Raw genomic sequence first — 16,225 nt, forward strand, 5'->3', positions numbered from 1 at the left:
CAGCGAAAGCAAAGAAATTAGGTGGGAACCCTGCTGCTCGTAAAAGCCTGATTGGTGAGGGCTAATAATCAGTGGGGAATGAACAAAACTCCCACTGATTAAAGTTTTACTTTATCTTATCGATTTAGTTCTAGTTGCAAATTATCGGCTGTTAGAGCCATTTGTGAGGAGTCATCTTGAATTCCTTTCATTACTTGTGAAATAGCTTGTAGTTCGTGTTCAATTTTCTTATTCTGTTCTTTTGAGTTAGACATATCTTGTACGATTTCTTGGAAGTATCGATCTGTTGCCGACATACTATCCGTTCCTTCCGATACGAGAGAGCTAATTTGTTTCACGGAAGACGAGACACGGGTAATTTGTTCATTTGTTTTTTCGACGAGCTTTGTAACGTTAAATATAGATTCTTTCGTTTGCTCTGATAATTTTCGGATTTCACCAGCAACAACAGAAAACCCCTTCCCAAATTCTCCAGCACGTGCAGACTCGATAGCAGCGTTTAGTGCGAGTAAATTTGTTTGCTCCGCAATTGATTTAACAATATCTATGATTTCATTAATTTTGTTAGAAATATTAAGAAGTTCATGAGTATCTGTAATAATCGTTTCCATATTCATTTGAATAGATCCCATTCGTTTATTCTGCTGGTTTAATTGTTCTTTCCCTTTATTCGCTTTTTCTTCAGATGTTGTAGCTAATGATGTACCTGTTTTAGCGATCTCTACAATAGTTTCAGATTTGGCGGTTAGTTTTTGAATAGAAGAGCTTGTTTTTTCAGATACAGCAGCTAGTTCTGTTGCGATATGCGTAATTGTCATAGCAGTTAGTTCTTTTTCTTTTTCATGCTCTTTTTGCATTCTTTCATATTCAGATTCATAAGCTGCAAGAACAAGTTCTTGTTCAAGAGTGAATAATTTATTTATGACATTTATAGAATAGGAAAAATCATCGATTGTCGTTATTTTTGTTTGCAAAATCTTCATGATAGAGCGGAATAATTCTTGATAAGCAGCAGTATACCATTTTCGATGTAAACCAATTTGTACATGTCTTTTGGCGATCCTAACACGTTGTTCAATAAAATCTTCATGCATATTGCCGCTGAATAATTCTTTAATATGTGTTTTTAAAGTTTGTTTTAGTTTTGGAATAGAGCTGTAACGTTCAATAATAGTAATTAAATTAGGTTGTTTTGTAATGTTGGCATAGAATTTTTCAGTAATCCAATCAATTTCTGCATAAATAAAAGGCTGTAGTACTTTTACAACTTGTAAATCTTCTTTTGAAATATGTAGCATATCCATTTGAATTTTCAATTCAGAATTAGTAGGGACATTAAAAGTTATTTGTTGGTCCTTACTTAATTCGATTATACTGGCATTTGTTTTATTAATACTTTTTTTGAAAACCCCAAGCATCATTCTTCCTCCCCTGTATATAAAGCGTTTTCAATTTTAAAACTAATATAGAGTAATTATATATGCTTATATACAATTACTCTATATTAGTTCGTTGAATAGTATATAAATTAAGAGAATTCTAGATAGAATTCTCTTAATGGCCTTTATTAATTTTAGCATGTGTTTTAAAGAAAACAGGGAAATGCACATTATATATTACAGTGACGACACGAATAACAAATGTTACTAATAAACAAACATAAAAAGCTAATACGTGCGCCCCCATAGCGTGTGTGATTAGGAAGCTAATTGCTCCTAAGATAGAAGCGATTGCGTAAATCTCTTTTCGGAATACGTAAGGGATATCTTGAGCGCAAATGTCACGCAAAATACCGCCTCCAATACCTGTAATGACTCCCATTGAAACAACTAGAAATGAGGCGTCAACATGATGTGACATTGCCGCATTTGCACCAATAGCTGTAAAAACGCCTAAGCCAACAGCATCAGAAAGCATAATAACGACTTGAAGTTTATTGATACGCTCAAAAAACATACAAGTAAATAATGCTGATAATACACTTACGAAAAAGTAAATGGGTTTTACAAATGCGACAGGGGGCAGGTTACCAATCATGATATCACGAATAATACCGCCGCCGAGCGCAGTAGCTACAGCTAAACAAAGGACACCAAATAAATCTAAATCTTTTTTTAAACCAACTAATGTACCAGAAATGGCAGCGGCGATAATGCCAAGAAACGTAAATATATCGATTAATAACATGGCCTTAATCCCTTCCTCTTAAAGATGTTCCAGAGAAAAAATATACACTAAAGTATTGGAAATAACAATTACTTTTCGCTACATGTAGAAAAACGGATAAAATACATAAAGAAAGCGTTTGAAAATGTTTGGAAAATAGACATAAAGTATTTTGAAAAAGGTATGAAAAGATTAACTTTACATTTTTTGATGTTACCTATTTGGTGAAATATTACAGTGATAGGCACTTTATTTATGCTTGTATAAATTGATAAATAAATATGTATATACTGACAAAAATAAGGGGATGGTTGTTAGATAGCTTTTGTAAAAATAGGGGATTATAGCTAAAGGACAGTAATTTCTATTATTGATTAATACTTGTCCTGGCTAGTTTTAGCTGGAAAAATAGTTCTCGATTTGAATATGAGTTATGTTATAATTGCTAGGTGTGTTTTAACGATAATAAATTATGATTAAAAGATAATGTTAAGATTTTGTATGGAGGTCTTGGAATGTTAGCAAATCAAGCTAGGGTTAGATTTGAGCATTTTTTGCTCTTTTTTATTATTTTACAGCCTGTTTTAGATTTATTAACGTCTCTTAGCATCACTTTATTAAAGTCAAATGCTACCGTTGGAATTTTAGTAAGATTCCTTATTATGGCTGTTGGTGGCATTTACATTTTAATTCAGGCAAAAGAGAAGGAAAATAGAAAGTTTTTAATTTATCTTATATTATTAGCCGGAGTTTTAGGAGTAGGATTTATTAATAACAAATTAGTTAAGGATCCTATTGTACTTAGTGAAGAAGTTAAATTCGTTGCGAAAGCATTATATATATATATCATGCTGGGATCATACATTTTAGCTTTAAAATCATTGAAAAAGACAGTTAATATTAGTGATAAGGTTCGAAATAGTATTGTATATTCTACATTAATCATTAACGCAATTATGGTTATTTCTATTTCAACATCTACTGACTTTGGTAGTTATGAATGGATGAAAGTGGGTTCTCGAGGTTGGTTCTATGCAGGGAATGAACTAGGTTCAATCTTAGCTATTATTTTCCCTATTGTAGTACTATATTCTATTCAAAAAACAAAGAGCTGGAAACACATTTTATATTGGATTCCATCACTTTTAATGATTTATTCGCTAATTCAAGTTGGTACAAAAGTAGGGATGGGCTCAATTGGTGCTACGTTAGCGGCAGCAATCGGGATTATTTTACTACAATTATTATTTGATAGAAAAAATCCGAACAAAAAATCCCTTGCGCTTAATGCAGTAATTGCTATTGTCCTATTAGCTGGTGTAGTTGGAACGTTTAAACAAACGCCATTAGCACAAAATATGGGTATTCACAATAATTATTTATCAGAGCAAAATGTGGCACAGCAAGGTCAAAAAGAAAAAGAAATTAAAGAGAAGCTGAAAAAAGAGCAAGAACTTAAAGCAAAAGAAGAAAATCATCATAAAGTTGAAAAGCCAGAAGAAAAGGCGAAGATAGAAGAGGAAGTTAAGAAAGAGCTTGAGAAAGAGCAAAAGAAAGAAAATCAAGAAAATCTTATTTTCAGTGGACGTCAAGTATATGAAGAAAGACATAAGCAGTTCTTTAAAGAAGCACCAGTGTCACAAAAGTTATTAGGCATGGGTTATGCAGGTAACTTTAAATACAATGAACAAAAGCAGCCAGATCCAAAACTAATTGAAATGGACTTCCATGATTGGTTTTATGATTTCGGGATTATTGGCTTTGTATTACTAATGATTCCATTTATTTATTACGGGCTAAGAATTCTACTAGCATTTGCTACGAGATTTAAGGACATATTTAATATAAAATATGGAATGATTTCAGCAAGCTTATTGTTAGCGTTAGGTATTGCTTATATTGCAGGACATATTTTAACAGCACCAGGAGTTGGGATTTACTTTGTAGTGGTGTTAGCTTATCTAATAGTAGACCTAGAAATTGAATGATAAAAATAAAAGCTAACTTTTGTTAGCTTTTATTTTTTAGTACAGTAAAATAAAAATAGATGGAAACGTAGCGAGGATTTAAAGGAGGAAAAAATATGAGAATATTGCATATGAATGCAGGAGCAGAAGATGGGGGAGGGAAAACACATATTATTTCACTTCTCGATCAGTTTCCAACTGGTGAAGTAGAATTAGCAGTATTTGAAGATGGAATTGTTGCGAAGGAAGCAAGGGAGTTAGGGATAAAAGTCCATGTGTTTTCACAAAAATCGCGCTATGATTTATCCATTTTAAAGAATATAAGTAAATTTATTAATAAAGAAAAATTTGATGTAGTTCATACGCATGGCCCTAGGGCTAATTTCTATGTTTCTTTAATGAAAAAGAGAATAAAGGCAAAATGGGTAACGACTATTCATAGTGATCCATTTCAAGACTTTACTAAACAGGGCTTAAAAGGTTGGATTTTTACGAAATTAAATTTGAAAGCCTTAAAAAATATAGACTTATTTTTCGTTGTAACAAATAGATTGAAAAAAAGCCTGGCAGCATTAGGTATTTCAAATGAAAAGATGCATGTTATTTATAATGGAATTGAATACGATAAGGAAAAAGCAGAAGGCTATAATAAAAAAGAAATATTCAATATTGATGAAGATGTATTTACGGCAATCCAAGTAGCACGATTACATCCTGTCAAAGGACATGAAGTTTTATTTGATGCGTTACAACAAACAAAATTAGAGAAAATTAAAGTATTATTAGTTGGTGATGGCCCATTAGAAGAAAATCTAAAGTCATTAGCTACTGAAAAAGGGATTAACGATAAAGTAGAGTTTTTAGGACATCGTCAAGATGTAAAACAATTATTTGCGTCGTCACATGTAAATTTATTAACTTCCCATAGTGAAGGGTTCCCACTAGTTTTATTAGAAGCGGCAAATCAACGCGTACCATCAATTGTGACTAGGGCTGGAGAAATTGAACCCTTAATCGTAGATGAAACTTACGGATGGATTGTACCGACAGGTGATGGAAAGGCATTGGCATTAGCTTTAGAAGAAGCGTATGATAAGTGGAAAACTGGAGAGTTAGCAGCAATGGGTAAACATATTTATGAGCATGCTACTATGAACTTCTCACTTCAAAAACTATATGAAGATACAAAGGAAACATATAAGCAATTAATAGCAAAAAACTTGTAATGATAGAGAGGATAGTTAACTATGGCAGTACAAACAGTTGATATTCTAGGCGTTCCTTTTTCTACAATGACAATGGATGAAACGGTCCAATATTTAAAAGAACAACTAGAATCGGAGCGAACTCATACGTTTCAGGTAGTAACAGCAAACCCTGAAATTGTTATGTGTGCAAAAAAGGATGAAAAGTTCTATCAAACATTATTGAATACAGATTTAATTACACCTGATGGTATTGGTGTTGTAAAAGCAAGCGGTATGCTTGGTACACCTTTAAAAGAACGTGTAGCAGGTTTTGATTTAATGTGTAATTTACTGGCGAAGTTATCAGAAGATAGCAAACCGGTATCTGTTTTCTTATTAGGTGCAAAGCCGCATGTTGTGCAAGCTGCAGCAGAGCATTTAACAAAGACATATTCAGCTGTATCCATTGCTGGTATACAAGATGGTTATTTTAAACAAGAAGACGAAGAGGATATTATTTCTCGCATTCAAGAAGCAAAACCAGATTTATTACTTGTTGCACTTGGTTTCCCGAGACAAGAAAACTTTATCCAAAACAATAAGCATCGTTTAGAAACGAAAATGGCTGTTGGAGTGGGTGGAAGTTTAGACGTATGGGCTGGAGAGGTAAAACGTGCACCAAAATGGATTCAAGCGATTCATTTAGAGTGGTTTTATAGATTATGCAGTAATCCAACACGCTGGCGTCGTCAGTTAGTATTAGCGGAATTTTTAAAAGAAGTAATGCGTTCGAAAAAGTAGCGAAATATCGCTGCTTTTTTTATTTGTTCATTTTTAATAAATTGAAACTTTAATCAGTGAGGCATCCCCACTGATTATTAGCCCGCACCAATCAGGATAGACGTTTTACTTTTTGGGAATGATGAAGGAGAATTTTTTACACAAAAGTATTTTACTTATACAATTCACACATGTAAAATGATGTGTAAAGACACCTGTGTAAGGAGGACTTCTAGTGGGCAAGGTAAAAGAAATTTCGAAGCGCAAACTACTTGGGATAGCTGGGCTTGGATGGCTATTTGATGCAATGGATGTTGGAATGCTTTCATTTGTAATGGTAGCCTTGCAAAAGGATTGGGGATTAACGAGCCAGGAAATGGGCTGGATAGGCAGTATTAACTCAATCGGTATGGCAGTAGGAGCGCTTATTTTTGGAATACTATCAGATAAAATAGGACGAAAATCAGTCTTTATTATTACATTATTATTATTTTCTATCGGTAGTGGTTTAACTGCATTAACAACGACACTCGCGATGTTTCTCGTTTTACGCTTTTTAATTGGCATGGGGCTTGGCGGAGAGCTTCCGGTTGCCTCTACACTAGTATCAGAGAGTGTTGAAGCGCATGAACGTGGGAAAATTGTTGTGTTATTAGAAAGTTTTTGGGCAGGTGGATGGCTAATTGCAGCTCTTATCTCGTATTTTGTTATTCCTAAATATGGTTGGGAAGTTGCGATGGTATTGAGTGCAGTTCCAGCACTATATGCTTTATATTTAAGATGGAATTTACCGGATTCCCCAAGGTTCCAAAAAGTTGAAAAAAGGCCATCTGTTATTGAAAATATAAAATCAGTTTGGTCTGGGGAATATCGTAAAGCAACAATTATGCTATGGATTCTATGGTTTTGTGTTGTCTTTTCCTATTATGGAATGTTCCTTTGGTTACCGAGTGTAATGGTGCTAAAAGGATTTAGTTTAATAAAAAGTTTCCAATATGTACTTATTATGACATTAGCTCAACTTCCAGGATATTTCACCGCTGCTTGGTTTATTGAACGTCTCGGTCGTAAATTTGTTTTGGTTACGTATTTAATCGGGACAGCTTGCAGTGCCTATTTGTTTGGGGTTGCGGATTCATTAACAGTATTAATCGTTGCAGGTATGTTACTATCCTTCTTTAATTTAGGTGCTTGGGGAGCATTATATGCCTATACACCTGAGCAGTATCCAACGGTTATTCGTGGTACAGGTGCAGGAATGGCAGCAGCATTTGGTCGTATTGGTGGTATTCTTGGACCATTATTAGTGGGGTATTTAGTTGCCTCAGAAGCTTCACTATCATTAATATTTACGATTTTCTGTGGATCAATTTTAATTGGGGTATTTGCTGTAATAATACTTGGTCAGGAAACGAAGCAAAGAGAATTAGTATAAAGTGAAATTTTAAACGTATCCCTGATCATTTATTACCCTACAATACTCAGCTCTTTATAGGTAGTTAGTGTAGGATAAAGGGAGAGAGGAAACCGAAGTGGTTTCCTTTTTTCTGTTTTTTTAGATAAATAATGGTATAGTAAGAAAAAGGGATTATTTCTTATAAAAGCGAATGTATACAGCAGGGCATATGGACAAAGAATTAGGTGGTTGAAGAAATGAAAATTTTACTGATCATGGAAGAGGCAGAAGAGAGAAGAGAGTTAGCTGAAAATTTCACTGAAAATATGAGAAATGTAGAATGTTTTGAAGCAAAGACAGGAACAGAATCTTTATTTATGATGAAAAAACATATACCAGACTTTGTTTTTTTAAGTTCCAAATTACTAGATGGTACTGGTTTTGAATATGCAAGTTTATTACGAGAAATAAATTGCTATACAAAATTTATTTTTGTAGGTGAAAACATAGAAGAATCTATTACAGCTTTTCGTTTCCAAGCATTTTATTATTTATTACGACCATTTCGTGAAGAAGATTTACAATTTCTTTTATATAAAATAGGTAAAGAACAAGGTGAGAAAGCAAAGAGTTATTTGCGTAAACTACCGATAGAAAGTCAAGAGGGTATACGATACATTCTTCCAGAAGATATCGTATATGTAAGTAAAAATAAAGAAAATAAAACTGTTTCAATTTACACAACGAATAATCAGTATATTTCAACATATACACTTCAGGAATTAGAAAATAAGCTAAATGTATATGATTTTTTACGTGTGCATAAAAGCTATTTAATTAATATGTCATATGTAAAAGAACTGAAACCTTATTACAATGGAACGTATAATTTGTATTTAGATAGGTATGATGAGCAACCGATTCCAGTCAGTCGTAATTATGTAAAACGCCTTCGAAATAACATTGAATTATAGTAGGTAATGAGAGTATTTTAACATGATAAACTGAAAATCCTTCATGATAGGGAGGATTCAAGTTAAATATTCAGAAAATTTAGTACAATCTCCACTAAGAAATAGTATTGGGGGAATTGTATGTGAAGACATTGAAATCAATCTTACTTTGGGGTGTTATTACAGCAGTAGGAGCAGGTGCTTTTGGGGTAATAGCTTTATCACAAGGTGAAACCATTAATGCTGTATGGCTCTTAGTAGCTGCCGTATGTGTATATGCAGTTGCTTATCGCTTTTATAGTAGATTTATAGCGAGAAAGGTTTTTAATTTAGATGATAATCGGCAAACACCAGCCCATACATTAAACGATGGGAAAGACTATGTTCCAACAAATAAGTGGGTATTGTTTGGACATCACTTTGCAGCGATTGCTGGGGCGGGACCTTTAGTGGGACCGATTTTAGCAGCACAAATGGGATATTTACCAGGGACCATTTGGATTATTGTTGGGGTAGTTGTTGCGGGAGCTGTCCAAGATTTTGTCATTTTATTTGCTTCGATGAGACGTAATGGTAAATCGTTAGGAGAAATGATTAAAGATGAGATTGGACCTGTTACAGGACTAATTGCAATGATAGGTATTTTAGGAATTATGATTATTTTATTAGCAGTATTAGCGTTAGTCGTAGTAAAGGCACTAATCGGAAGTCCTTGGGGAATGTTTACGATAGCAGCAACGATTCCTATCGCTATTTTAATGGGAGTTTATATGCGGTATATTAGGCCTGGTCGTGTTGGAGAAGGATCAGTAATTGGTATTATCCTACTTATTTTATCTCTTGTTGGAGGACAGTATGTAGCAGAAAATCCAACACTTGCAAGTATGTTCACATTTAGTGGTGAAACAATTGCTATTATGCTTATTGTATATGGATTTATTGCATCTGCATTACCAGTTTGGATGTTATTAGCACCACGTGATTATTTAAGTACATTTTTAAAAGTCGGAACAATTGTAGGTTTAGCAATCGGTATTTTAATTGTAGCACCAGATTTACAAATGCCAGCAGTTTCAAAATTTATTGATGGAACTGGTCCTGTGTTCTCTGGAAACTTATTCCCGTTCTTATTTATTACTATTGCTTGTGGTGCAGTGTCTGGATTCCATGCTCTTGTTTCATCAGGTACGACGCCGAAGATGATTGAGCAAGAGGGACACGCACAGCCAATCGGTTATGGAGCAATGTTAATGGAGTCGTTTGTAGCAGCGATGGCGATGATTGCAGCTTGTGTATTAACACCGGGAACGTATTTTGCAATTAATAGTCCCGCAGCACTTATCGGTACAGATGTCTCGCAGGCAGCTCAAGTTATTTCCTCATGGGGATTTGCTATTACACCAAATGAACTAAAAGATCTCGCTGTAAATGTTGGAGAGCAAACGATTTTATCACGTACAGGTGGTGCGCCAACATTAGCGATAGGTATGGCATATATTTTCTCACAAGTAATAGGTGGAACGGCCATGATGGCATTTTGGTATCATTTTGCGATTCTCTTTGAAGCTCTATTCATTTTAACAACAATTGATGCCGGAACGCGTGTCGGCCGATTTATGATTCAAGATATTTTAGGGCATGTATATAAGCCATTTGGGAAAACGGATTCTACATTAGCGAATGTAATCGCTACAACATTATGTGTATTAGGGTGGGGATATTTTTTATACCAAGGGGTAATAGATCCGCTCGGTGGAATTAATACATTATGGCCACTTTTCGGTATTGCAAATCAAATGCTAGCAGGTATTGCATTATTACTTGGAACGACAATTTTGTTCAAAATGGGAAAAAAGGCGTACGTTTGGGTAACACTTATTCCAACTGTCGGGTTGCTGATTGTAACGATGACGGCGGGGTATCAAAAGCTATTTCATGAAAATCCTAAAATTGGATTTCTATCGCATGCAAAGGTATTTCAGGGAGCATTATATGAGGGGAAAGTGTTAGCGCCAGCTAAAAATGTCGCTCAAATGAAGCAAATTATTTTCAATGATTATATCGATGCAGCGCTTTGCGGAATTTTTATGATAGTTGTAATTGCTGTGTTAATTTCAGCACTTCGAATTTGGATCCAAGTATTAAGAAATAAGCCAATGCCGTTAAAAGAGGCACCATATATTCCTAGAGATGAAAGTGAGTCGAGGAACTATGCTTAAAAAGTTGTGGCAAGTATGGAGTGAAAGAAAACGCTTTATTAGTTTGCTCGTTGGGGTACCAAGTTATGAAGTATACGTAGAGCATATGAAACAACATCATCCTGAAGAAGAGGTTTTATGTCAAAAGCAGTTTTTTGCTGAGGCACAAGAAGCAAGATTTAACGCAAAGGGTGGAAAAATATCACGCTGTTGTTAATGAAAAAAGGGCGAGTTTTCGCCCTTTTTATTTTTTGCTGTTTCACGTGGAACAGCAAAAAATAAACAAAAACTTTGGGAATTAAAGGTATTTCGTATACAATAAAGTGAGGAAGGGGATAGATGGAAAAGTAGGGAGATTATTTTATGTTAAGGGACTTATTTGTAAATACAACAATTATTCTTTCCTTTATTTTTATTGGAGGACAGCTTTTAAGGGATAAGCCGTTAAAAGAAGGATTCTCTTTTTGGCAGAAATGTGTAGTCGGTATTTTTACTGGAATATTAGGTATATTGCTAATGTATTTCGGTGTTCATGTTGGTACTATCCTATTAGATTTGCGCTACTTAGCTGTCATTTTAGCCGTTATAATTGGAGGACCAATAGCAAGTACTATAACTGTAGGTATGATTTTAGTAATTAGGCTATTATTTATGGATTATTCATTAGCTTCTCAAGTGGCTTTTTATACAATCATTGCGATAGGAATAGGTAGCATCTTTCTTTCGCGTATGAGGCTTTCCTTAGGGGAAAAGTGGGTATGGTTACACACATATATTTTATCTATTCTAATCCCAGCGCTATATATATGGTTAATTAAAGACATTCAAGTAGTAGGATTATATTTCATTTCTAGTATTACTACAGGTTACATAACATTCATAAGTGCAAACTATGTTTTACAATCTAACGAGTTATTTCAAACGATGAAGCAATACGCGACGATAGATGCATTGACAAGACTAGGAAACGTAAGGCAGTTTGATTTAGAGATGAATCGTCATATTAGTAATAAGAACATGAAAAATGATCCATTTTGTTTATTGCTTATAGATATTGATCACTTTAAGTATGTAAATGATATGTATGGGCATCCTGCAGGGGACGAAGTGTTAAAACAAGTAGGATGTATTTTACGAGAAACTTCACAATTTCCGGATTTGGCTTTTCGAAAGGGTGGAGAGGAGTTTGCGCTTTTGATACCAAATATGGGATTAGCTTACGGAGTTCGTGTGGGCGAGCAAATTCGTACAGCTGTTGAAAATCACCCATTTCAATTGTTAGATGGAAAGAAAATAAAAATTACGGTTTCGGTAGGAGTTTCAGAATATGAAGAATCACCGGAGCAATTTATTCAAGCGGCGGATGATGCGTTATACTACTCGAAACGAAATGGTAGAAATAAGGTCAGCTCTGCATCTTAAAGATAAGATGACCAGAAGACATAAAGCTTATAAAAAACACTCACAGAGGCAATGTATGAACTTTGTGAGTGTTTTTTATTTATATATTAGACAAGTTCTTTTGATACAACGAATTTACGATATGCACCATGGTGAGTTGGACCTACGTATTCGTTAATTTTGAATGAGTAACGAATAGCAGCTGTGATGAATTCTTTAGCAGTTTTTACTGCTTCTTTCACAGGTTTTCCTTTTGCAAGTTCTGCTGTAATTGCAGCAGAATATGTGCAACCTGCGCCGTGTGTATTTGTAGTATCAATTTTTTCTGATTCTAAAAGATCGAATGTTTCTCCATCATATAGGACGTCGATTGCAGTTTCCGTACCAAGTTTGCTTCCACCTTTAATTAGTACGTATTTGGCACCTAAAGCGTGGATTTTCTTCGCTGCTTCTTTCATGTCCTCAAGAGAATTAATTTTCACACCGCTTAATTGGTAAGCTTCAAATAAGTTTGGCGTTACAACTAATGCCTTTGGTACAAGAACGTCACGTAAGCAATCGTTCGTTTCAGGGTGTAATGCTTCATCTGCACCTTTACATACCATAACAGGGTCAACTACTACATTTTTGAAATTGTGCTTTTCGATTGTTTCTGCAACCATTTCAATAATTTCTACTGATCCAAGCATACCTGTTTTTAAAGCGTCTACGCCAACACCTTCAATTGTTGTTTCTAATTGTGGTTTTAATGTAGAAGCTGGGATTGGAAATACGTTATGTGCCCAACCGTTATGTGGATCCATCGTTACGATTGTTGTAAGAGATGTCATTCCGTATACGCCCAGTTCTTGGAATGTTTTTAAATCTGCTTGTATACCAGCACCGCCACTTGTGTCAGAACCAGCGATAGTAAGTGTTTTATTTAATGTCATTATGAAAGCCCCCTCGAGTGATATAATGAAAACTATGTTCTCACCATTATATCAATGTTACGAATAAGTACAAAGTGAAAAGTAGATGATTTATTTTAAGAGCTATTTAAAATCTTGTATGCAGGAGACTGAGTATGTTTCGAGATAATCGTACAAATGAATTAGTTATATTAAAGGAAATTGCAGAAACATTAAATACATCAAATGATACATATCATGTATTGCAAGCTGTCCTAGAGAAATTACTAAGTGTAACAGGCTTAACGACAGGATGGATTTTTCTTGCGGATGAAAATGGGAAGTATACGAAGTTGATTGATTACCAATTACCAGAGGCACTTACATATGAAAATAAACGCCCGATGTGCGAAGGTGAGTGTTGGTGTTTACGAGGTTTTGTAGATGGGAAATTAGAAAGAGCCGTTAATATTATTGAATGTAAAAGAATTAATAATGCAATTGAATATAATTGGGGAGATACGGAGGGCATTCTGCATCATGCTACTGTTCCTTTAAAAGCTGGAGGAGAAAAATTTGGGTTGTTAAATGTTGCAAGTCCGGGTAAAACACATTTTTCGGAAGAAGAATTAGTATTACTCCAATCGGTTGCTTTCCAAATTGGTACGGCTTTAAAGCGAACAAAATTATATGAAAATGAAAAAAGAAGAGCACATTATTATGTGAAATTAGAGCGTTTCATTCAAGATTTAAAAACGATTCATAAGTTTAATGTATTACCTGAAAAGGTGGTAAATCACGTAGGTGAAGTATTTCAATGGAATCAAGTGGCGCTTTTTATTAGGGAGGAAAAAGAATTATCTTTGCGAGCGTCTTACGTTCAGGAAGAATTACAAGAGGATGTAAAAGAGGCGGCCAAGAAGGCGTTAGAGCAAGATCAACCAGTTCTAATAAAACATCAAATAGGACATAATGTACATCTAAATCGAGCTGTTATTGCTACACCAATACATATTCAAAACCATATATTTGGTGTTTTATGTGTTAGCTTGAATAATGGAGGGTTTGATGCTAATACAATAGATGTAATTCAAGCGCTGTCGAACCATGTTTCATTAATAATAGAGAGTTTAAGGCTAAACGAACAGCGTCGTGAACTTGTAAGAATGGAAGAAAGAAATCGGCTAGCAAGAGATTTACATGATTCTGTTTCGCAAAAATTATTTTCATTAACCTTCATGACAAAAGGCGCCGAGGCAGTTTTAAAAGGTAAAAATGAAAAGGTAGATCAATCTTTGCATGAGATGCGTGAACTTGCGCAAGGAGCTTTGAAAGAAATGAGGACATTAATTTGGCAGCTTCGTCCGGCAGGATTAGAAAAAGGATTATTGCCAGCTCTAAAGAAGTACGGTCAAAATTTGGGACTGAAAATAAGGGAGCAAGTTACGGGTGTTCGTGATTTACCGCGTGTAGTAGAAGAAGCTTTGTGGCGCATAGGCCAAGAAGCACTGAACAATGTAAGTAAGCATGCAGGTGTAAAAGAAGCGACGATTTATTTTACAGTGAATGAGAAAAATGTATCATTAGAAATAGTTGATGAAGGAAAGGGCTTTGTGGAAAAGAATATAAAAGAAAAGAAATCACTAGGTATGACTACGATGCGCGAAAGAGTAGAATTAGTTGGTGGAACAATTAAAATTGTAAGTGATAAGAAAAGAACAAGTGTAAAAATAAACGTACCATTATGATGTGAAAATGAGGGAAGTTCGTGAAAATAAAAGTATTGTTAGTTGATGATCATACAGTTGTTTTAAAAGGATTAGCATTTTTCTTAAGTACACAGGAAGATTTAGAGTTAGTTGGAGAAGCGAATAATGGGAAAGAAGCGTTAGTGAAAGTAGGAGAAACAAATCCTGATGTTATATTAATGGATTTATATATGCCTGAAATGGATGGTGTTGAGGCGACGGCATATATTAAAAAAGAGTATCCAAATGTGAAAGTAATTGTATTGACTAGTTTTTCTGATCAGGCGCATGTGTTACCTGCATTAAGGGCTGGAGCAAGTGGGTATATTTTAAAAGATGTAGAACCGGATCAGCTTGTTGAGGCTATTCGAAGCGCATATAAAGGTAATATTCAATTACATCCGGATATAGCAAATGCTCTTCTCTCTCAAACATTACCTGTAGAAGAAAAGGAAGAAGAACCTTCTATAGTGGATGTGCTAACAGCGAGAGAAAATGAAGTATTGCAGCTATTAGCGAAAGGGATGAGCAATAAGGAAATTGCATCTGTTTTAGTTATTACAGAAAAGACAGTTAAGGCGCATGTAAGTAGCATTTTGAGTAAGTTGAATTTATCTGATCGTACGCAAGCGGCATTATATGCAGTGAAAAATGGAATTGTATAAGACGAAAGTCGTAAGACCTAGTTCGCCTTTAGAAGGTGGACTTTTTTTATGGAAAAATACGTCTATGTGAGGAAGAAATTGTCTTGATATAAAGATAAAATATGTTGGTAAGCAACAAGACAACAATTACAGGGGATACCTTTTTGAAAGCATATAACCACATAAGAGTGAGTACTAGGAGGAATAAATAATGGCAACAGTTTTATTCGTTAAAGCAAATAACCGTCCAGCGGAACAAGCAGTTAGTGTAAAATTATATGAGGCATTTTTAGCAAACTATAAAGAAGCACATCCAAATGATACAGTAGTAGAACTTGATTTATATAAAGAAGAATTACCATATGTAGGCGTAGACATGATCAATGGTACATTCAAGGTAGGTAAAGGATTTGATTTAACAGAAGAAGAGGCAAAAGCAGTAGAAGTTGCTGATAAGTATTTAAATCAATTTCTAGAAGCTGATAAAGTTGTTTTCGGCTTCCCATTATGGAACTTAACGATTCCAGCAGTATTGCACACATATATTGATTATTTAAACCGTGCTGGTAAAACATTCAAATATACGCCAGAGGGTCCAGTTGGCCTAATCGGAGATAAGAAGATTGCATTATTAAATGCACGAGGCGGCGTATATTCAGAAGGTCCAGCAGCTGAGGTAGAAATGGCTGTTAAATATGTAGCAAGTATGATGGGCTTCTTCGGCGCAACAAACATGGAAACAGTAATTATTGAAGGACATAACCAATTCCCAGATAAAGCAGAAGAAATTATTGCTGCAGGTCTTGAAGAAGCAGCTAAAGTAGCAAGTAAATTTTAATTAAAATTATAATCGTCACTCGAAAAAACAGCATTAATGTTTACATGTTAATGCTGT

14 protein-coding genes and 1 pseudogene are annotated in these 16,225 nt (G+C 34.7%); 11 read left to right on the forward strand and 4 right to left on the reverse strand.

The features are described 5' to 3' along the window. Window positions 1-116 precede the first annotated feature (116 nt). The 3 genes and pseudogenes from CGQ22_RS33045 to CGQ22_RS26800 form a co-directional block, all read right to left on the reverse strand. Window positions 117-857: a methyl-accepting chemotaxis protein gene (locus tag CGQ22_RS33045; protein WP_374266969.1), complete on the reverse strand. Its 741-nt coding sequence runs from the start codon at window positions 855-857 to the stop codon at window positions 117-119. A gap of 63 nt (window positions 858-920) precedes the next feature. Next, window positions 921-1,421, reverse strand: a pseudogene (locus CGQ22_RS33050) (protoglobin family protein); the annotation flags it as partial. 133 nt (window positions 1,422-1,554) lie between these two features. After that, the gene (locus tag CGQ22_RS26800; RefSeq protein WP_000924371.1) at window positions 1,555-2,187 is read right to left on the reverse strand and encodes a trimeric intracellular cation channel family protein; all 633 of its coding nucleotides are present in this window, start codon (window positions 2,185-2,187) and stop codon (window positions 1,555-1,557) included. Window positions 2,188-2,681: 494 nt separating this feature from the next. Here CGQ22_RS26800 and CGQ22_RS26805 point away from each other — a divergent pair, with 494 nt between their 5' ends. The 8 genes from CGQ22_RS26805 (at window position 2,682) to CGQ22_RS26845 (ending at window position 12,069) form a co-directional block, all read left to right on the forward strand. Then, on the forward strand, window positions 2,682-4,154 hold the full coding sequence (locus CGQ22_RS26805) for an O-antigen ligase family protein (protein ID WP_000880762.1): 1,473 nt from the start codon (window positions 2,682-2,684) through the stop codon (window positions 4,152-4,154). 95 nt (window positions 4,155-4,249) lie between these two features. Beyond that, window positions 4,250-5,359: a glycosyltransferase family 4 protein gene (locus CGQ22_RS26810; RefSeq protein ID WP_089149577.1), complete on the forward strand. Its 1,110-nt coding sequence runs from the start codon at window positions 4,250-4,252 to the stop codon at window positions 5,357-5,359. Window positions 5,360-5,380: 21 nt separating this feature from the next. Further along, window positions 5,381-6,121 (forward strand): WecB/TagA/CpsF family glycosyltransferase, encoded by a 741-nt coding sequence (locus CGQ22_RS26815; protein WP_089149578.1) that lies wholly within the window; start codon window positions 5,381-5,383, stop codon window positions 6,119-6,121. Window positions 6,122-6,335: 214 nt separating this feature from the next. Continuing rightward, the gene (locus CGQ22_RS26825) at window positions 6,336-7,535 is read left to right on the forward strand and encodes an MFS transporter (protein ID WP_000521103.1); all 1,200 of its coding nucleotides are present in this window, start codon (window positions 6,336-6,338) and stop codon (window positions 7,533-7,535) included. A gap of 218 nt (window positions 7,536-7,753) precedes the next feature. Next, window positions 7,754-8,470 carry a LytR/AlgR family response regulator transcription factor gene (locus CGQ22_RS26830; protein WP_000698257.1) on the forward strand — a complete coding sequence of 239 codons (717 nt, stop codon included), beginning with the start codon at window positions 7,754-7,756 and terminating at the stop codon, window positions 8,468-8,470. 122 nt (window positions 8,471-8,592) lie between these two features. Continuing rightward, a complete protein-coding gene (gene cstA, locus CGQ22_RS26835) occupies window positions 8,593-10,668 on the forward strand; it encodes a carbon starvation protein CstA (RefSeq protein WP_089149579.1) in 2,076 nt (691 codons plus the stop codon). Then, a complete protein-coding gene (locus tag CGQ22_RS26840) occupies window positions 10,661-10,864 on the forward strand; it encodes a YbdD/YjiX family protein (RefSeq protein ID WP_000914506.1) in 204 nt (67 codons plus the stop codon). Before cstA ends, CGQ22_RS26840 begins: the two co-directional genes overlap by 8 nt. A gap of 146 nt (window positions 10,865-11,010) precedes the next feature. Then, window positions 11,011-12,069: a GGDEF domain-containing protein gene (locus CGQ22_RS26845; protein WP_000942903.1), complete on the forward strand. Its 1,059-nt coding sequence runs from the start codon at window positions 11,011-11,013 to the stop codon at window positions 12,067-12,069. Between the two features lie 86 nt (window positions 12,070-12,155). Here the strand turns inward: CGQ22_RS26845 and pdxK are convergent, their stop codons facing one another. Continuing rightward, a complete protein-coding gene (gene pdxK, locus CGQ22_RS26850; RefSeq protein ID WP_089149580.1) occupies window positions 12,156-12,980 on the reverse strand; it encodes a pyridoxine/pyridoxal/pyridoxamine kinase in 825 nt (274 codons plus the stop codon). 134 nt (window positions 12,981-13,114) lie between these two features. Here pdxK and CGQ22_RS26855 point away from each other — a divergent pair, with 134 nt between their 5' ends. The 3 genes from CGQ22_RS26855 to CGQ22_RS26865 all read left to right on the forward strand — a co-directional run bounded on the left by CGQ22_RS26855 (window position 13,115) and on the right by CGQ22_RS26865 (window position 16,168). Beyond that, window positions 13,115-14,686, forward strand: a complete 1,572-nt coding sequence (locus CGQ22_RS26855) for a GAF domain-containing sensor histidine kinase (protein WP_089149581.1) — start codon at window positions 13,115-13,117, stop codon at window positions 14,684-14,686. Between the two features lie 20 nt (window positions 14,687-14,706). Then, window positions 14,707-15,351: a response regulator gene (locus CGQ22_RS26860; RefSeq protein WP_000695800.1), complete on the forward strand. Its 645-nt coding sequence runs from the start codon at window positions 14,707-14,709 to the stop codon at window positions 15,349-15,351. Window positions 15,352-15,541: 190 nt separating this feature from the next. After that, entirely contained in the window at window positions 15,542-16,168 is a 627-nt protein-coding gene (locus CGQ22_RS26865) for an FMN-dependent NADH-azoreductase (protein WP_000246736.1), read from the forward strand. Window positions 16,169-16,225 lie beyond the last annotated feature (57 nt).

It is taken from the genome of Bacillus sp. M13(2017) (assembly GCF_002218325.1).
Classification (GTDB): Bacteria; Bacillota; Bacilli; order Bacillales; family Bacillaceae_G; genus Bacillus_A; species Bacillus_A thuringiensis_K.